Annotated in this window: 15 protein-coding genes and 1 tRNA gene; 4 read left to right on the top strand and 12 right to left on the bottom strand. The window is 68.0% G+C overall.

What is annotated here, in order from left to right; genetic code table 11:
- Positions 1–51: 51 nt before the first annotated feature.
- From RVX_RS06600 to ybgF, 5 genes are all read right to left on the bottom strand, one after another.
- Positions 52–1,104, bottom strand: coding sequence for a diguanylate cyclase (locus RVX_RS06600; RefSeq protein WP_116305224.1), 1,053 nt, complete (start codon positions 1,102–1,104; stop codon positions 52–54).
- 94 nt (positions 1,105–1,198) lie between these two features.
- Positions 1,199–2,038 (bottom strand): HDOD domain-containing protein, encoded by an 840-nt coding sequence (locus tag RVX_RS06595; RefSeq protein ID WP_007522525.1) that lies wholly within the window; start codon positions 2,036–2,038, stop codon positions 1,199–1,201.
- Positions 2,035–2,529 (bottom strand): hypothetical protein, encoded by a 495-nt coding sequence (locus tag RVX_RS06590; RefSeq protein ID WP_116305223.1) that lies wholly within the window; start codon positions 2,527–2,529, stop codon positions 2,035–2,037. The genes RVX_RS06595 and RVX_RS06590 overlap by 4 nt, the downstream gene beginning before the upstream one ends.
- A 56-nt stretch (positions 2,530–2,585) precedes the next feature.
- Positions 2,586–4,253 (bottom strand): DNA-processing protein DprA, encoded by a 1,668-nt coding sequence (gene dprA, locus RVX_RS06585; RefSeq protein ID WP_116305222.1) that lies wholly within the window; start codon positions 4,251–4,253, stop codon positions 2,586–2,588.
- Between the two features lie 58 nt (positions 4,254–4,311).
- Positions 4,312–5,175 (bottom strand): tol-pal system protein YbgF, encoded by an 864-nt coding sequence (gene ybgF, locus RVX_RS06580; protein ID WP_116306420.1) that lies wholly within the window; start codon positions 5,173–5,175, stop codon positions 4,312–4,314.
- Positions 5,176–5,603: 428 nt separating this feature from the next.
- Between ybgF and RVX_RS06575 the strand changes: the two genes are divergently transcribed.
- The gene (locus tag RVX_RS06575) at positions 5,604–6,560 is read left to right on the top strand and encodes a hypothetical protein (protein ID WP_116305221.1); all 957 of its coding nucleotides are present in this window, start codon (positions 5,604–5,606) and stop codon (positions 6,558–6,560) included.
- Positions 6,561–6,647: 87 nt separating this feature from the next.
- Here the strand turns inward: RVX_RS06575 and RVX_RS06570 are convergent, their stop codons facing one another.
- The 7 genes from RVX_RS06570 to RVX_RS06540 all read right to left on the bottom strand — a co-directional run bounded on the left by RVX_RS06570 (position 6,648) and on the right by RVX_RS06540 (position 15,998).
- Entirely contained in the window at positions 6,648–9,737 is a 3,090-nt protein-coding gene (locus RVX_RS06570) for a chemotaxis protein CheA (RefSeq protein WP_116305220.1), read from the bottom strand.
- Positions 9,738–9,896: 159 nt separating this feature from the next.
- Entirely contained in the window at positions 9,897–10,265 is a 369-nt protein-coding gene (locus RVX_RS06565) for a response regulator (protein WP_012611924.1), read from the bottom strand.
- A 10-nt stretch (positions 10,266–10,275) separates the two neighbouring features.
- On the bottom strand, positions 10,276–10,977 hold the full coding sequence (locus RVX_RS06560) for a chemotaxis protein CheW (RefSeq protein ID WP_116305219.1): 702 nt from the start codon (positions 10,975–10,977) through the stop codon (positions 10,276–10,278).
- Complete coding sequence (locus tag RVX_RS06555) at positions 10,974–11,747, bottom strand: ParA family protein (protein WP_116305218.1); 774 nt, start codon at positions 11,745–11,747, stop codon at positions 10,974–10,976. The genes RVX_RS06560 and RVX_RS06555 overlap by 4 nt, the downstream gene beginning before the upstream one ends.
- Before the next feature lie 108 nt (positions 11,748–11,855).
- Complete coding sequence (locus tag RVX_RS06550; protein WP_116305217.1) at positions 11,856–12,734, bottom strand: CheR family methyltransferase; 879 nt, start codon at positions 12,732–12,734, stop codon at positions 11,856–11,858.
- On the bottom strand, positions 12,734–14,659 hold the full coding sequence (locus RVX_RS06545; RefSeq protein WP_116305216.1) for a HEAT repeat domain-containing protein: 1,926 nt from the start codon (positions 14,657–14,659) through the stop codon (positions 12,734–12,736). Before RVX_RS06545 ends, RVX_RS06550 begins: the two co-directional genes overlap by 1 nt.
- 226 nt (positions 14,660–14,885) lie before the next feature.
- Positions 14,886–15,998: a protein-glutamate methylesterase/protein-glutamine glutaminase gene (locus tag RVX_RS06540; protein ID WP_116305215.1), complete on the bottom strand. Its 1,113-nt coding sequence runs from the start codon at positions 15,996–15,998 to the stop codon at positions 14,886–14,888.
- A 298-nt stretch (positions 15,999–16,296) separates the two neighbouring features.
- Here RVX_RS06540 and RVX_RS06535 point away from each other — a divergent pair.
- The 3 genes from RVX_RS06535 to RVX_RS06525 all read left to right on the top strand — a co-directional run bounded on the left by RVX_RS06535 (position 16,297) and on the right by RVX_RS06525 (position 18,279).
- Positions 16,297–16,374, top strand: a tRNA-Pro gene (locus RVX_RS06535).
- A 298-nt stretch (positions 16,375–16,672) separates the two neighbouring features.
- Entirely contained in the window at positions 16,673–17,458 is a 786-nt protein-coding gene (locus RVX_RS06530) for a C40 family peptidase (protein WP_116305214.1), read from the top strand.
- Positions 17,459–17,730: 272 nt separating this feature from the next.
- Positions 17,731–18,279 (top strand): GNAT family N-acetyltransferase, encoded by a 549-nt coding sequence (locus RVX_RS06525; RefSeq protein WP_007522556.1) that lies wholly within the window; start codon positions 17,731–17,733, stop codon positions 18,277–18,279.
- Positions 18,280–18,351: the final 72 nt, after the last annotated feature.

Below are 18,351 nucleotides of genomic sequence, written 5' to 3'. Positions count from 1 at the left end.
TGCGCGCGACGGGGGAGTTTCCCCCCACCGCCGTTCCTGCCGTCGCCACGGTCAGGTCTGTCGCCGGTCGAAGACATAGCAGCTGCCCGTCCTGTCCTTGGCCAGCTTCTTCACCTGGCTGGCCCGGTACGAGGCCTCGCCGTAGTGGGCCAGCGATAATCCCGCGCCGGGCCGGTTGCACACCACGGCGATGGACACGGCCATCAGCGGAAAGCTGCGCACCTGCCCTTGGCGGTCGTGGGCCACGATGGCACCGCGCTCGCGGTCCTCGGCATCGTAGAAGCCGGGCACGATGGCGTCGAAGGCCCCCACCACGCGGCGGCAGGCGTCTTCCGCCTCATCCACCGGGGTGACGAACACATAGTCGTCGCCGCCCACGTGCCCCACGAAGGCGGGCTGGCCGCGCACCTCGCGCGCCGTGGTGGCGATGAGCCGCGCGGTGAGCATGAGCACCTCGTCGCCGCGCGAAAAGCCGTACTTGTCGTTGAAGGCCTTGAAGTTGTCGAGGTCGGCGTAGGCCAGCGCGAAATCCACGCGCCGGTCGATGAGCCCCTGAATGTACTTGATGATCGAGGTGTTGCCCGGCAGCTTGGTCAGCGGGCTGGCGTCCAGGGCGCGGCCCGCGCGGGTCAGGGCCAGGTCCACGCGCGCCCGCAGTTCCGTGGCCAGCGGCGGCGGCAGCGGCGCGCAGGCCACGTCGCCCTCCGTCGGCGGTGCTGCCTGCGTGGGCAGCACCATGAAATCATCGGCATCGATGGACGACCACTCCACCCCGGCCACGCCCGGCGCATCCAGGCACAGCAGCGTGGCCACCTGGCGATACACGTTCTCGCCCTTCACCAGCTGGATCAGCGACACGCCCGACATGTCCGGCAGTGTGGCCGACACCAGCAGCAGGTCCGGCGGGTCGAGAAAGAACTGCTCCAGCACGGCGCGTCCGTTGTCGAACACCCGCCAATCCATGGGGCGGCCCGAAGCCGCGCCGCCCTCGCCGGACCACAGGGCGCGCACCGTGGCGGACAGGCACCCGTCGGCGGTGACCAGCCAGCAGCGCGGCACGCCCGTCGGCGCGGCGTCGCCGAAACCAGGGGGGCGCGTGCTCACGACGGCGTCCCCGCCGGGCGGGTCATGCGCAACGCCCAAACCGCCCGCAACATGTGGGGCAGGAAGGTTGGCGGCATAACGGCGGCGTCACGGATCATGCGAAGCCCAGTTCCCCGGCGTCGGCGAATTTCTCGCACAGGTTGTCCAGCAGCGCCTCCAGCGAACGCTGGTTCATGCCCAGCAGCTTCAGCGCGTGGGGCGACAGCGGGGGCACGTTGTCGTCGCCGCCGGAACCGTACTCGAACAGCCGGGCCATGAAGTTGCCCACGTGCACCACGCAGGCCATCTGCGGGTAGATGCGCGCGCTCATGGGCTTGTGGTGGAAGGCCATGCCCTCGCGGATGGCCGGGGGCAGGTTCCAGTGTTCGGCCAGCCACGCGTTGATGCGGTCGTGCCCGAAGCCGAGCACCTGGGTTTCCGCGTCGATGTAGAAAAGGTCCTGTTCCTTCACCACGCCGTCCACGCGGGCCTTGGCCTCGGGCAGTTGCAGGGCCGACACCACCTTGCCGAGGTCGTGCAGCAGCCCGGCCACGGCGTATTCCTCGGGGTCTTTCATGCCCAGCGCCCGCGCCAGTTCGCCGCAGGCCAGCGAACAGCCCACGCTGTGGTCCCACAGGCCGCGCATGGCGCGGTTCATGTCGTCGTAGACCGAGGTGGAGATGATCAGCCCCCGGATGACGTTGAAACCCAACAGCACCAGGGCGTGCTTCACCGTGCCGATGCGCCCCGGAAAGCCGTAGATGGGCGAGTTGACCATCTTCAGCACCTTGGCCGCCAGCACCTGGTCGAAGGAAATGACCTTGGCCACCTGGTCGGTGGTGGTGTTGGGCAACTCCAGCAGGCGCGAAACTTCCTGCAGGGCCGTGGGCAGCGTCGGGAGGTCCTTCACCGCCAGCAGCCGCCCCTTGTAGGTGGTGCGCAGATCTTCGCTCATCGCCCGTTCTCCCGCGACGCGCCGTTGCCGTCCGCCATTTCGGGCCGGGCGGGCATACCGTCCGGCTCGTCATCGACGAGCGAAATGCGGTTCTGCGCGGCCTGGGCTTCCGCCTCTTCCCGCGCGGCTTCGGCGGCGGCGGCGATGGCGGCGGCCTCGGCCTCTTCCGCCGCCTTGGCGGCTGCGATGCGTTCGGCAAAGAAGCGGCGCAGCATGTTGCGCAGGGTGGTCATGAACCGGTCCTGCCCGTGCTTGCGGAACAGGTGGTCCAGCCGCCCGGCGATGCGCTCCAGGTCGTTGCCGCCGTCGTCGCCAAGGTCCACGGGGCGGCCCTGCACGGTGAGCGACTGCACCCCGCTGGCCCGGAAACGGGAAATGATGGTGGTGGTCAATTCAACGCCCGCGCCCACCAGCACCAGCCCGTCGGACTTGGTGACGGGCTTGGCCAGCTTCATGCCGGGCGCGGCGAGGTCTAGCGGTATCTTCTGCATGTCTCTCTCCGGCGGCGCATGCGCGCCGCCGCGTGATCTGCCGTTGGGGCGTTCCCTTACATACGCTCGTAGCGCATGCCGGGCAACCGGCGCACCGCGCCCTTTACCTCCAGCAACACAAGGCGGGCGCTGACGTCGGCCGCGCCCAGACCAAGCGCGCGGCACACGTCGTCCGCGTGCGCGCCGGGCCTGTCGCGCAAAAAGGCGAGGATGGCGTCTTCGGGGCTGCCGCCTGACGCGGGGACGGGCGCGGGAACACCCACCGGTGCTGCCCGGTGGCCGCGCGCGGATCGCACCGCCTTGCGCGGTGCGGCCGGTGCGGGCGATGCGGGCGGTGCCTTCGGCGACGGGGGCGACGGGATGCCGGGCGTGGCTGGGGTAAAGGCATCCGTGGCCGTTCCCGCGGGTTCCGGCCTGGCCGGATTGGCGGGATTGCCCGCATTGGCCGTATTGGCCGGACGGGCCGACGCCTGCGCGGTATCGACAGGGTACGCCGCTGCCCGCGCCGCATGACCATCGTGGGAAGAAACGGCGGATTCGCCGGAAAACTTTAACCCCTGCGGGGCCGCGCCGCGCGGGTCGGGGCATGCGCACGGGGCAGCCCGCGAGGTGTGGGCGGAACAATGGTCCGCCGACGAGGTTTCGGCACCACTGGCCGCGGCAGGCCGCGCTTCGCCCCCTGCCGCAGGCGGGACATCCGCCGGAAAGATGTCGTCCAGCGGGTCGTCGTCCCACCCCGGCGGGGGGCACGGTGCGGCCAGGGCGGCCAGTTCCATGCCCAGCACCGGGGCGAGGTCGGCCAGCACTTCTTCGGCCGTGGACACGGGCCGCGCGCCCTGCTCGATGAGCCCCCGGCAGCCGCAGGTGTACTGCGCCGTGGCCGGGCCGGGCACGGCATACACCTCGCGCCCCTGTTCCAGGGCCAGGCGGGCGGTGATCAGGCTGCCGCTGCGGGCCGCCGCCTCCACCACCAGCACCCCCACGGAAAGTCCGCTGATGATGCGGTTGCGCACGGGGAAATGGCCGGGCAGAGGCAGCGTGCCGGGGGCGTATTCCGACAGCAGCAGCCCCGTGGATTCCATGCGCTCGAACACATCCGCATGCTCCGGCGGATAGACCACGTCGATGCCGGTGCCCAGCACGCCGATGGTGGACCCCACCTCTTCCAGCGCGGCCACGTGGGCTTCGCGGTCTATGCCGCGCGCAAGGCCGGACACCACGGTGACGCCAGCCGAGGAAAGACTGTAGGCGATGTCCGCCGCCACGCCGCGCCCCGCCCGCGAGGACAGGCGCGACCCCACCACCGCCACGGCGTGGTTGGCCAGCAGCGAGGCGTCTCCCCGGCAGTACAGCACGGCGGGGGCATCCGGAACTTCACGCAGCCGGGCCGGGTAGCGCGGATCGGTCCACAGCAGGATGGCGCAGCGGCATCCGCGCACCGCGTCCCACTCCTGTCGGGCGGCCTCGCGCCAGCGGCCTTCCGCCACCGGCGCGGCCATGTGCGGGCGCACTCCGGCTTGCGCCCATTCGCGCCCGCCGCCATTGGCCGCCTGCACGGCGGCCAGCGCGGAGTCGAACCCCGCCAGCAGGCGGCGCACGGTGCGCGGCCCGATGCCGGGACTGTGGCGCAAGGCCAGGGCGGCCCACAACTCGGCGCGGCCCGCCTCGTCCAGATCGACGAAGGCGGGCAGCACGGCGGAACCGGGGCGCGTGGAAGCAGCCACGGGTGTTCGTTTGGCGGAGGACGCCGGGGAAGCGGGGGCCATGCGCGACGCGGGGCCGCTACCCGTTGGGGAAGCGTTGCCGCGCCAGCTTGGCGGCGGGGGAATCTGGGTGGTCTTCGCGCAGCGCCTTCAGGTGGAAGCGCACGTTCTCGTCGTCGCCAAGCTGCTTGTAGGCCAGCGCCGTCTTCAGCAGCGAATCCGCCGCCTTGTGATGCTTCGGAAAGCGCGCCGTGACCTCCTTGAAGGCCACGATGGCATCGGCGTAGCGGCGCTGCGCGTACAGGGCCTCGCCCTTCCAGTACAGCCCGTTGGGTACCAGCGCGCTGTTGGGGTAATCGCCCAGAAACCCGTCGAAGCGCACTCGGGCCTCTTCGGTCTTGCCGCGTTGCAGCAGGCTCAGCGCGGCCTCGTAGGCGGCCTTGTCGGACACGCCCCTGGCGGGCTTGGGCGCGGGTTCGGCCTTCTGGACTGCCTTGGCGGGGGGGGAAGCGGGCTTGGCGGGCTCGGGCTGCACGCGGCGGCCCCCCTTGCCAAGGTCGTCGGCGTTCACCGAGGGAACGGACACGGCGGCGTCCCCGGCCGACTCCACCGTTTCGGCGGACGGAGCCGGGGCCGTGGCAGCCTCCTGCGCGGGCGCGGGTGCGGATGCGGGTGCAGCCACGGCGGCGCGCCCGGGCTTCACCCCGGTCAGGGCGCTTTCCAGCGCGTCCAGCCTGCGCCCGTCGGATTCGCGGTCGCCGTCCACGCGCGCGGACAGCGCGGCCTGCTTTTCCTCCAGCGCCTGCAACCGTTCGTCCACGGAGCCATCGCGAGCCTTTCGGGCCTCTTCGTAGGACAGGTACTTTTCCTCCAGCATGCGCAGCCGCCATTCGGTGCTGCCCTGCGCCCCGCCCTGCCCGGCGCAGCCGGAAGAAAGAGCCATGGCAAGGAGAAGGGCCGGGACAAGCGATGCCGCCGATGCGCGAAGCCGCCGATGCTGCATGAGGAATCTCCGAACTGGCCGAGTACGTTGACGGAACTGTACCCTCCATAGGCGATGGCCGTCATTTTTTCAAGGAAATGAATGCGCAGCGGCGCTCCGGACGGGCGGACGCGCGTTTCCGCCCACGCCGTGGGGCAAACGTCGGCTCCGCCCTGCCTGCAGCACACCGGAGCGGCCCGACCAGCCATCCATAACGCGGCCATCCCTAACCCAGCCTTGCCCGGCCCGGCCTGATTCCATCCGGCTCCCCGCGCCCCGCCGCGCCACCGCTGGCCCCGGCACCTTGCGCCCCAAGCGGTTTTGGGGCACAAGACCGGTGCGGCAACGCCCGCGCGCGCCGCCGCATCACCCCAACGGAGCTTTCGCGCATGACCCTTTTTCCCGATGCCGCCGTCTGGTCGCTGGCGCTGCCGGGCGGCATTCTGGCCTGCCTGCTGCTGGCCGTGACGGGCATTCCCTTCCTGTGCCTGGCCGCCCAGCGTCTTGCCGTGACGCAACGCACCTCGTTCCCCGACAAGCTGGCCCGCCAGGGGGCCCTGCTGGCCGCCCTTGCCGCCGCATTGCTGGTGGCCGTGAGCGCGGTGATGGTTTTCCGCATGGCCCAGTTGCAGCCCGACCTCATGGCGGGGCCGTTCCGCGTGCCGCTGCTCTCCCTGCCCGCGTTGCTGGTGGGCACGGCGGCCTGCGCCGCCCTGTACCTGGTGGGCTGGAAATACATCAAGGGTTCGGCCATGCACCGCTTCGTGGGCCTTGCCGCCGGGATTGGCGGCATAGAGGCCACGGTGTCCGGCTTTGCCCTTGCCCGTGCCCTGCTGCTGCCGGGGCATCCACTGCCCACCGACGCATCTCCCATGGACACCATGCGCGCCATGATCGGCGCGCCCGCGGATTCCCTGTTGTGGGCGGTACTGGGCCAGTCGACCTTCGTGGCCGCCGGGGCCGCCGGGGCGCTGTGCCTGGCCTGGCTGCTGACCCGGCGCGAAAAGGACGACTTCGGCCGCGATTATTACAACTATGCCCTGGGCGTGTGCGCCCGCTGGGCGCTGGGCGGCACCCTGTGCGCAGTGCCCGTGGGCGTGTACGTGCTGTACCGCGCCGCCACCCTCACCAGCCCGGACCTGACCATGCTGCCCCCCCTGTTGCCCCTGGCGGGCACGCTGGTGCTGCCGCTGGCCGCCTGCGGCCTGTGGGGCACGGTGATCCGCTCCGCCACGCCGCTGCGCCACAAGGTGGGCATCGTGAGCGCGCTGGTGCTGCTGATGGTGGCCTGCGGCTGCGAGGCCAGCACTTTGGCCTACGTGGTGCGGCTGCACGCGCCCATGTAGGGGTATCCCCGAATCCAAAGAAAAACGCCCCCGCCCGGTGCTGCCGGACGGGGGCGTTCTGATTGTGCAGCTACGGCTGATCGAGCCCTAGATGGCCTTTGAAGTGGCCATCATGTACACCTCATGCGGGTCCAGGATCAGGATGACGCTGCCGTCGCCCATGATGGTCGCGCCGGAGATGCCCTTGAGGTCGCCAAGGTAGGCCCCCAGGGGCTTGATGACGATCTCCTGGCGTTCCAGCAGCCGGTCCACCACCAGGCCCAGCCTGCGGTCGTTGTCGTGGATGACCACCACGGACAGCACCTCCTGCTTGTCGCCCTTGGGCAGGCCAAGCAGTTCGGACAGCGAGGCGATGCCCAGCACTTCGCCGCGCAGGGTCACGGCCTTGCGGCCCTTGACGTCCGTCAGGCGGCGCGCCTCGATCTTGGTGGTTTCCGACACGGCGTCCAGCGGGATGGCGTACATCTCGCCCGCCACGTTGACCATCAGCGCGTCGATGATGGCCAGGGTGAGCGGCAGCGACAGGGTGAAGCGCGTGCCCTTTCCAATCTCGGAATGGATGCTGACGCTGCCCTTCAGGTTCTTGATGTTGGTGCGCACCACGTCCATGCCCACGCCGCGCCCGGAAATGTCGGTGATCTTCTCCGCCGACGAGAAGCCGGGGGCGAAGATAAGCTCCATGGCCTCGCGGTCGTCCAAGGCCTTGGCTTCGTCGGGCGTGATGATGCCCTTGCGCACGGCCACTTCGCGCATCTTCTCGGGGTCGATGCCCTTGCCGTCGTCCTCTATCTCGATGGCGACGGAGTTGCCCTTGTGGTAGGCGCGCAGGGTCACCTTGCCCTTGGCCTTCTTGCCCTTGGCCACGCGCTCGTCCTCGGACTCCACGCCGTGGTCCACGGCATTGCGGATGAGGTGTACCAGCGGGTCGCCGATGACTTCCACCACGCTCTTGTCCAGTTCCGTCTCCTCGCCTTCCAGAAGCAGGTCCACTTCCTTGCCGCTCTTGCGCGACAGGTCGCGCACCAGGCGCGGAAAGCGCGAGAACACCGACGACACCGGCACCATGCGCACCTTCATGATGGTGTCTTGCAGGTCGTCCGAAATGCGCGCCATGGCGTAGGTGGTTTCGGACAGGTCCTGGGCCACTTCCGCGATGACGACGTTGGTGTCGTCCTCCAGGCGGCGGGCCAGCATGGTGTAGCGGTTGCGGTTGATGATCAGTTCGCCGATGAGGTTCATCAGGTGGTCGAGCTTTTCGTGGTCCACGCGGATGGTGGACGAGGCCTTGGCCGTACCGGCCTGCTGAGCCTGCTGAACCTGGGCCGCTGCTGCGGCGCCGCCCTGGCCCCCTGCTGACGCGGGCGCGGCGGGGGCTGCTGGGGCAGCGGGCGCTGCTGGCTTGGGGGGCGCTGCCGGGGCGGCAGGCTTGGGGGGCGCTGCCGGAGCGGGCTTGGCCACGGGCGCGGCAGCGGCGGCGGGCGCGGCGGGCTTCACCGCTTCGGCCGGAGCGGTCGGCGCGGTGGCCCCGGTCACCGAGGAAATGGTGACCACGGCGGTATCGTCGTCTTCCGGCTCCTCGTCCTCGTCGTCGCCCTGCGGCGTGGCGGCGGTGGGCGCGGCTGGGGCAGGGGCAGGTGCAGCCGCAGCCTTGGGCTGGGGCGCCGGGGCGGCTGCGGGTGCCGCCGCTTCGGGCGCTGGCGTGCTGATGCGGGCGATCTGCTTTTCCAGCATGTCGCCGATGATGGAGGTTTCCTGCTCCATCAGGTCCACCATCAGGCTGAAATCCATGCCCGAGAAGCGCGCCTGATCCACGAGACCTGCGGTGCGCTCGGCATACACGCGAACCTCGTCCAGCCCCATGTAGCCCGAGGAATTCTGGATGGTGACCAGGCACCGGTACAGCGCATCAATGTACTCGCGCTGCGTGCCGTCACCGGCAAGGGTCTTCAGGGCAACGCCGATATTGTCCATCTGCTGGCGCACCGTGTTGACGAACAGCGCCACGTCGTCCGGGTCGTAGCCGGGGGCCACGGGCGGGGACAGCGCATCCTCGTCGTCATCTGCGTCAGACGTGCTGTGCGCCTGCGCGGCTTCCGGCGCGGGGCCGCCGTTGCGGCGGCCGCCAAGGCCTGCGGGCAGGGTTATCTCTTCACCCGCCACCGCCTTGCGCAGGCAGTCGAGGATGGCCGAAATATCGAACGGGGTGACGTTGCCGGTGGCCGGGTCGATGCGGGACACCAGCGCCTCCAGCAGGTCCACCACCAGCAGCAGCAGGTCCACCAGCTCGTGCGAGCCGGTCATCTCGCCCCGGCGCACGTTGTTGAGCAGGGTTTCCGCCTCGTGGGTCAGGCTGTTCAACTCGGCGAAGCCGATGATGCCGCTGTTGCCCTTGAGGTTGTGGAAGAAGCGGAACAGATCGTTGACCAGTTCGCCCTGCTCGGTGGGGTTGCGCTCCAGCTCCAGCAGCCCGGAACTGAGGTTTTCCGCCATCTCGCGGGCCTCGTCGATGAAGTCCTTCAGATGCCCTTCGCCAAAGGCGGTCAGGGCGTAGGGCTCCATGGGCTCCAGCGTGGCGATCCACTCGGCGGATCCGCCCTCGGCCTGGGCGACGGGCTCCGGCTCCTGCCGGGGCGGCGCTGCGGGCGGAATGGCCGCTGGCTCCGGTTCAACGGGCGCGGCAACCGCCACGGGCTCCGGCTCGGCCGCCGCGACGGGTTCCGGCTCCGGCTCGGGGGCCGCCACCGGTGCGGCGGGCGCGGGGCGCGGGGCCGCAGCGGGCGCATCGCCCGCCATGATGGCGTCGATGGTGGTGATGATGGATTCGGTCTCCACGTCGCCTTCGCCGCCGGTGGAATCCAGGTTGTCCACCATCTGGCGCAACGCGTCCGTGGCCGAAAGGATGACGTCCATGATCTCGGAGGTGACGGTCATGTCCCCCTTGCGCAACTCGTCCATGATGTTTTCGGCACGGTGCGCAAGGCCGTTGATCCGGTTCAGCCCCAGAAAGCCGGACGCCCCCTTCAGCGAATGCATGGGGCGGAATATCTCGTTCAGCAGCGCGAGATTGTCCGGCGCCTTCTCGAGTTCGAGCAGGTTGGGCTCGATGGTCTCGAGGTGCTCTTTGGCTTCGACGATGAAATCGGCGAATATTTCCGGATCCATGAAATCCTGACTCATACCCTCACCTCAGGTAGGCCGGGGCGTGGCCGTGGTCGATAGCCGGGATGCCGTCCGGCGCGGCTCGACGGCCGCGTCCGCCGGGGCCCCCGGGCCCCCAGAAAACCTTGGCGCGGCGGCATGCCGCGCGTTGCGTTCCGCTACACATGTCCCTATCGGTCAACCGAGCAGCATCTTTATGTTCTTGACCATCTTTTCCGGCTGGGCGGGCTTGACCATGTACAGGTTGGCCCCAAGGCTCATGCCCATCTGGATGTCCTTTTCCTGCCCTTCGGTGGACAGCACCACGATGGGCAGGTCGCGGTAGGCTTCCTGCTCGCGCACCGTCTTGATGAAGGTGAACCCGTCCATGCGCGGCATGTTCACGTCGGAGATGATCAGGTCTACCTTTTCGGAGGAGTACAGTTTCTCCAGACCGTCGAGCCCGTCCTCCGCCGTGGTCACCTTGAAGCCTTCCTTTTTCATTATGAAGGCGACAAGGTTGCGAACGGTCTTGGAGTCGTCCACGATCAATATATGCTTGCTCATGCATGCCTCCTCAGCGTTTCAGAACACAGTCGAGTATCTTGTCCACCGAAACGATGCTCACCAGGCGTTCGTCGGCCTTGAGCAGGCCGGACACGAAATCCACGCTGATGCCGAGATGCGCCTCGATGGCCCAGTCGATATCCTGTTGCGGCACGCGGTACATGGTGTGCACCCGCTCGATCATCATGCCCATTTGCAGGCCGCGCCTGCGGCAGACGATGATGAACTTGTCTTCGCCTCCGATGCCCCCGGCGTCTGCGGCGTTCTCGCCGCCGCCTTCGTACACGCCCAGCAGTTCGCGCAGCCGCACCAGCGGCGTGACCCGCCCGCGCAGGTTGACGATGCCCGCCACGAACGAGGGCGCGGCGGGAAGGCGCGTGGGCGTGGAAAACTTGATGACTTCCTGCACGGCCTCTGTGGGCACGGCGAATTCCTGGGCGCCCAGGAAAAATCCCACCATCTGCAGCACGGGTTCTCGGCGCAGACGGGCTTCCAGCGTTTCCGCCTCGTCCTCCAGTCCGGCGGCGACGCCCGCAGCGCCCGCACGGGCCGGGTCGATGCCGATGCGGCGCAGGATGTCGCCTTCCTCCACGCCAAGATACTTCTGCATGAAGGCTCGTTCGGCGGCGGTGAACTCGCCCCCGCCGCCCGTGGCCGCTTCCGAGCCGAAGTCGTGCTGGCGGAAGTATTCCTCGGGTGAACGTTGGGTCATGATTGCAGCATCTCTTCGGCCAGCGCGTCGTAGGCGCGCGCGCCCCGGCTGTCGGGGTCGAGATCGTAGATCACCCTGCCCTGCGCGCTGGCCTCGCGAAAGCGGGTATCCATGCCGACCACCGTGTTGAACATCTTCGGTCCCATCTTCTGCGCCAGCAGTTCGAGCACCCTGTTGCACGCCCTCGCCCGCTTGTCGAACATGGTGGCCAGGGCCCTGTATCGTATGGGCTGCGGCAGCACCTTGTTGAGCACCCGGATGGTGTCGAACAACAGCTTCAGGCCGTGCAGCGCCAGAAAATCCGTCTGGATGGGAATGACAAGCAAATCGCAGGCCACCAGCGCGTTCACCAGCAGGATGCCCACATGCGGCGGGCAGTCTATGATGATGAAGTCGTAGTCGTCGCGCACGTGCGCGATGGCCTGTTGCAGTATCGCTCCCTTGCCCTTGCGTCCTTTCAGGTCCACGTCCAGTTCGGCAAGCTGGATGCTTGCCGGGGCCACGTCCCAGGCCTGCCCCTCGTTGCGGCGCACCATGCGCTTCCACAGTGCGGGCCAGGCCGCCTCGTCGACCATGAACAGGTCGTACATGGTCACGTCCAGGTCCTCCGGATAGAACCGGAGGTGCACCGAGGCGTTGGCGTGCGGATCAAGGTCCATGATCAGCACGCGCTGGCCCCGGCGCGCGAGCGCCGCGCCGAGCGTCAGGGTGGACGTGGTCTTGCCCACCCCACCCTTCTGGTTGGCGATGGCCACTACGCGCGCGCCCATCGACCATCCCTTGCGCCGCCCGCCAACGCCCGCCCCATGGGGCGAAGCGCACCGGGCGCGGGCCTGTTCCGTTCCGTCACGTTGCCGTCTCCCTGTCCTTCGCCGCCGTCACTCCAGCTTGCGGTAGATGATGGCCCCGGTATGGTGTTCCGGCTTGAAGGCGCGGGTGATGTTGTGCAGCGATTCCGAATGCCCGATGAGCAGGTACCCGCCCTGCAGCAGGTTGTCGTAGAACGAGCCGATGACCTGCTTCTTCATCTCGTCGTCGAAATAGATGATGACGTTGCGGCAGAACACGATGTGCGAGCGCTCCACCCGTTTCAGCCCGGCGCGGTCGCTGAGGTTGATCTGCCCGAAATTCACCAGTTGCTTCAGCTTGGGGTCCACCTTGAACTGGGTGCCTTCCTTGATGAAATAACGGTCGGTGATCTCCTTGGGCGTGGTGCGCAGGGCGTAGTCGGAATAGACACCGCGCCGGGCCGAGGCCAGCACCGCCTCGGACAGGTCGTTGGCGGTGATCTTGATGTCCCAGCTCGCAAGCTCGGTCTTCAGCACCTCGTGCAGGATGATGGCGAGGGTGTACGGTTCTTCCCCGGTGGAGCACCCGGCGGACCAGATGCGCAGCCGCTTCTGCCCCTTGGAACGCAGGTCGTTCAGGGTCGTCTTCAGCACGTGTTCCTGAAACACCTGCAACTGCGGCGGGTTGCGATAGAAGCTGGTCTCGTTGGTGGTCACCACCTCGAACAGCCGGTTGAGCTCAACGCGCTTGTTGGCGTCGTAGCGCAGGAAGTAATAGTACTCGCCGAAGTTCTTGAGGTTCAGTTCCTTAAGGCGGTTCGACAGGCGGTTTTCCACCAGGTACTTGCGGTTTTCGGCGATGTAGATGCCGCATTGCTGGTAGATGAAGTCGCGCAGCTGCACGAACTCCTCGTCGGAGATCTTCAGTTCCTTGCGCAGGCTGATGGAGTTGGAAAACAGCGAGGACATCAGTCATCCACTCCTTGTTCTTCGTGGATGCGGGCGGCCGCCGCCTCGGCGGCCTGCTGGACTTCCGGATCCTCCGACTCCATCAGGTTCAGCAACGCCCTGAACGCGACGTTGCCGCCGATGGCCCCCAGCGCCTCCACCACCTTCAGCAGCACCAGATGCCCGGCGTTTTCGGTAAGCGCCACCAGTTGCGGCACCGCGTCGGAATCCTTCAGCGTACCCAGCGCCTCGATGGCCCGCACCCGCACCCAGTCATCCGGGTCGCCCAGGGCCTGGAGCAGATAAGGGAAGACGTTGCCTTCGCCGCAATTGCCCAGCAGTTCGATGAGGGCCAGGCGCACCTCGCGGTTTTCGTCGTGCAGCCGGGGCACCACCAGTTCCAGCCGTTCGCTGGTGAAGGGGCAGACGTTGGCCACCGCCTCCAGCGCCACCTTGCGCACGTCGGGCACCTCGTCCTCCAGCGCCTCGGTGAGTTCGGCGAGGTTCTCGTCCACGTCAAAGCGCCCCATGGCGTACACGGCCATCATGCGGTGCAGCGGGTCGGGGCTGCGGAACGATTCGCGGAAGCGGGCGTTCATGCCCGGGTCGTTCAGGGCGATGCACGCGTTGAGGGCGGCTTCCTTCACGTCGTCGTAGGGGTGTTCCAGCAGGGCCAGCATGCGCTCTCCCGCTTCCACCGCCTTGGCCTTGCGGCCCAGGTAGAGCAGCGCGGCCTTCAGCACGTGGGCGTCGTTGTGCCGGTCCAGCACGTCGATGAAGAAATCGCGGTCGCTGGGGTCGCAGCGTTCGGACAGCACCGTGGACATGGACCGCTGGGCGTCGCGGGGCTTGTCCCAGAACACCCCGCGCAGCAGGTCTATGCCGTGGCGGCTGGGCATGCCCCGGATGGCCTCTATGAGGATGAGCAGGGTGTGCTCGTCGTCGCCGCGCACGTGCCGGTCCACCGCGCTGTTGAAGCCGATGTCGGCCAGGCTCTGCACGCAGTCCACCAGGCGCTCGTGGTCGCGGTCTGGGTCCAGCGCCACGGCAACCTTCAGCACCGCCTCGGTGGCCTCTGCCCCGCCGATGCTGGCAAGGCCGCGCATGGCGGCGTTCTGCACGTCCTCGTCCTCGTCGTCCATGGCGGCCAAGAGGTAGTCGCGCAGGCGCAGCCGGTCCTTCTCGCCCAGCAGGGACAGCGACTTGCCGCCCAGCACGTTGACGATGGCCTTGGCGATCTTGTTGCGCAGCGGGCCGGGCGACTTGTCCAGGCGCTTGAGCAGGAGAGGCACGGCCTTGATGTTGCCCATCTCGCCCAGGGCGTCCACGATCATGGAGGCCACCAGGTCCGACGCCGCGTCCAGCGCCTTGACCAGGGCATTGACCGAGGATTCGGCCCGGATCTTGGTCAGCGCCTCGATGACCGAGAACTGCACCCATTCCTCGTCCATCATGGCCTTGTTCAGGCATTCCGCCGCTTCGGGAAAGGCCAGCGTGCCCAGGCTGACGGCGGCCTGGTAGCGCACGTTCACTTCCGGGTCGCGCAGCAGCGCCTCGCACAGCGAGGGCACGGCAAGGATGCTGCCGGAGGTGCCGAGGATGTCGGAGGCGAAGATGCGCATGTCCGCGTCGTCGTCATGCAGCAGTTGCTTCAGCGAGTCGAAGTCGTCGGCCCCGATCTCGCGCAGCACGTCCATGGCGATGTTGCGGATGGGCGCGTCATCCGACCGCAAAAGGGGCAGCACCCCGCGCACGGCGGCCGCGCCCCGTATCTTGCGGATGGCCCGGTCGGCCGCTTCCTGCACCCCGATGTTGTGGCTCTGAATCTGCGCCACCAGATGCGGCACGGCGCTTTCCAGCCGAAGGTTCCCGGCGGCGTAGGCCGCCTCGCGGATTTCCTCGACGTTGTCGCCTTGGAGTTGCTCGATGATCTGCTGTTCGGACATACTCCCGTCCTTCCGTGGAATGGCTGGCCTTATTGCCTACCCCATGCCGCCCTGCGGCTTCCCGCCCCGACTGCCGTTCACGTCGTCCGCGTCTTGCGTCCACGTACCTTCGCGACCGTTCGCCCGTTGGCACTCCGGGCCTGCTCCGCGTCCACCGGGACGCCTTCGCTGTGCTCGGCCCAGACGGCCAGGCGAGCCAGACGGACCGGGCGAATCGCGGGGTAGGCTATTTGTACAGTCCCGACATTATGGCAGAGGCCATGTCGTCTATGTCTATGATTTCATCGGCCAGACCCGCATCCACGATGGCCTTGGGCATGCCGTAGACCACGCAGGTGGCGTCGCTCTGGGCCAGGGCCCGGCCGCCCTTCTGCTTCAGGACGCGCACGCCTTCCAGGCCGTCGCTGCCCATGCCGGTAAGGATGACCCCCAGGGTGCGGCGGCCCATGGCCTGCGCCACCGATTCGATGAGCACGTTGGCCGAGGGCTTGTACAGCGCCTCCGCAGGTTCCGGGGTAACCACCACCTCCACCATGCTTATCCGCTGGTCCACCCGCAGGTGCTTGCCGCCGGGCGCGATGTACGCGGTGCCGGGGCGCAGGCGCTCGCCGTTTTCCGCCTCTTTCACGGTGATGCGGCACACGCCGTCCAGCCGCTTGGCGAAGGGGCCGGTGAAGGCGGCGGGCATGTGCTGGGCGATGAGGATGCTGGCCGGAAAGTCCGCCGGAAGCTGCGAAAGCACCTTCTGCACGGCGGGCGGCCCGCCGGTGGAAACGCCGATGGCCACGATGTCGCGCACCGGGCGGCCGCTGCGCGGGGTAAGCACCGGGCGCGGCGCGCCGTCAGCCGCCGCGCCGCCTGCCCCCGCCGCCCCGGAGGAAACGGGAGCGCCCCCATCGCCCACCGGGCGGGGGGCACGCAGGGCGCGGGGGGCGCGCAGAAACTTGCGGCGCGAAATTTCCTTCACCTTCTCGCGCAGTTCATCCTCTATGCGCACGATGTCCAGCGACACCTTGGACAACTGCTTGGGGATGAAATCCACGGCGCCCAGTTCAAGGGCCTTCAGGGTGGATTCGGCCCCCTCGGTGGTCAGCGAACTGACCATCAGCACCGGGCGGGGCATTTCCATCATGATGCGGCGCAGCGCGGTCAACCCGTCCATGCGCGGCATCTCAATGTCGAGCGTCACCACGTCGGGGTTATGCTTGCGCACCAGTTCAAGCCCTTCCTCGCCGTCGCGGCCCACGGCCACCACTTTGATTTCGGGGTCCTTCTCGAGCATGCTCGAAAGCGCCTTGCGCATGAAGGCGGAATCATCAACAACGACAACCGTGATCACTCGTCTCTCCTAAAGAACGTCCGGGCGTCGGGGTCCTCCCTCTACCGGAACGAGGTGTTCCGACCCCGGAACTCGCGTGCGATTCGCAATGCCTGTTCGTGTCGTGGCCGGCTACCGGCAGGCGGGCGGCCCGAATGCGTGCGGGCCGCGCCGACAGGGCCTTCCGCCCGCGCCCCTTGGCGGCGGGACTGCCAGTAAACTGGGCCGTATGTACAATAGGTGAACCCACTCTTTTTGACAACCGCCCATAAAAACGCTTGCCATTCCCACCCACCCGCGCTAAACACCACTTCCTCGACGGGATGTGGCTCAGCTTGGCTAGAGCGCAGCGTTCGGGACGCTGAGGCCGGAGGTTCGAATCCTCTCATCCCGACCAGAATGGTCAAGGGCTTGTGGTTACCGCCACAAGCCCTTTTCCGTTGGTGCGCAGCGGCGGGCACACGGGCGGCAGCTTGCGCCCGCCGTCACATGCGGGTTGCCAAAATGTCTTTTTCTTGGCACCAAGGAAGCGTCGGCCTGAAACATCCGTTTCCGCCAGCCGCATACAGTACTCGGACCACACCGGTTCCTCCGCACGCCGGACGGCCGCTGGCCCTGCAACGCAAGGCACGCAGCCGAGCACGGCGAATTCGCCTCAAAATCCGCCAACACCGCAAACACCACCGAACGCCGCCATGCACATGACGACAAAGCTAGGACCGTCGCCACTATTCCGCGCCTGCGCCCGCCTGTTGCCACTGCTGCTTGCCATTGCCCTTTCCGGCCCCGCCTGCGTCCGACAGGGTGCCCCGTCCGTAAAGCCCACCCAGATCACAAAGTCCGCGCATGACGCGGACCAGCACGCATCCGCCGCCGTGGACTCCTCCGCCGCCCCCACCGCCGAAGGGGACGCGGGCGCATCCTGCGACATCGCGCCCCGCCTCGGCAATGCCGATTCCCAATACGCCGAGGACGAAGAGGAAGGCGAAGACACCATGGCCGACGGCGTGCTCAGCGACATCGCCGACCTGGACGAAGCCCTGAACGCCATGGACGAAGCCGCCGGTCATCATCCAAAGGTGGAAGAAGCCGACGACGACATGTCGGCCATCGACGCCCGCATGCGGCTGGTCAATGTGGCCATGTCCAAGCTGGGCACCCGCTACCGCCGGGGCGGCGTTGGCGAGACCGGCTTCGACTGCTCCGGCTTCACCGGGTGGGTGTACGATAACGTGGGCGTGGACCTGCCGCGCAGTTCGCAGTCGCAATTTCTGGAAGGGCGCACCATTCGCCGCGAGCAACTGCAAACCGGCGACCTGGTGTTCTTCAAGCGCAACAAGAAGCGCCGCATCCACCACGTGGGCATCTACCTGGAGGACGGCAAGTTCATCCACAGCAGTTCATCCGACGGCGTGGTCATCTCCAAGCTGGACGCCAAGCCGTGGTGCAACCAGTGGGCCGGAGCCAAGCGCGTGTTCTGACGCGCGGCCTTCCATCTCGCATCCACACGCGCCGGGCCTGCCCGGCGCGTTCTTTTTTTGATGGCGCGCCCCGCGGCCAGCCCTTCGCCGCTTTCATCGCGGGCAGCAGCGCCCGGCGCGTGCCCGGGCTCAACCGCAACCGCCCCGCCTGCGTCCACTCTTCTTCATCCACCTGTCTTCATCCCCCCTTCATCACTGTTGCGGGCCGGGCCGCGCTCTGGTACGCCGAAACCGCGCGGCATTCGCCGCCCGCAACCAAAACCCACCCTCCCATGCACCCGACACACGCAAGCTGCGTCACCCACCTGACCGTCGAACCCACCGCCGACCCGGAAATCCATCCCTACACCATCGACGCCCACCACAACGGGCGCGTGGTGGGCCGTCTGCGGGGCTTCGTCCTTGAATACCACAACCTTGAAGGCGTGGCCGCGCTGGCGGGGCTGAACCACGACGACCTGCGCGAGGCCGTGAACGCCGTGCGCTTCGCCATGGCCGCCACCCACGACGCCCCCATTTCCTACGTGGACGTGCTGCTGGTGGCCCCCGCCTACCGGGGCTACGGCCTGGCCCGCCAGTTGCTGGAGCGCTCGTGGCTGCACGCCGACTGCGGCGCATCGCTGCTGCGCCCGTGCCCCCTGCAGTTCTGCCTGGACTGGCTGCGGCCCGAAGACCTGGCGCTCATCGGCCCGCAGTGCATCGGGGTGGACCCCAAGCGCTCGCTGGCCAGCCTGAACAAGTTCTACCAGCGCATCGGCTACGCCGCCCTGCCGGGCACCGACTTCTGGTGGCGGCCCCTGCCCGCCGTGCTGCAACGCTGACGCGCGCCGCGCTGCCCTGCTGGTGCTGCCGGACGGCTCCCTGCTGGTGGCCGACGACTACGCCGGGGCCAT

It is taken from the genome of Nitratidesulfovibrio sp. HK-II, assembly GCF_003402415.2.
GTDB lineage: Bacteria > Desulfobacterota > Desulfovibrionia > Desulfovibrionales > Desulfovibrionaceae > Cupidesulfovibrio.
This window is presented reverse-complemented; position numbering and strand designations above follow the sequence as displayed.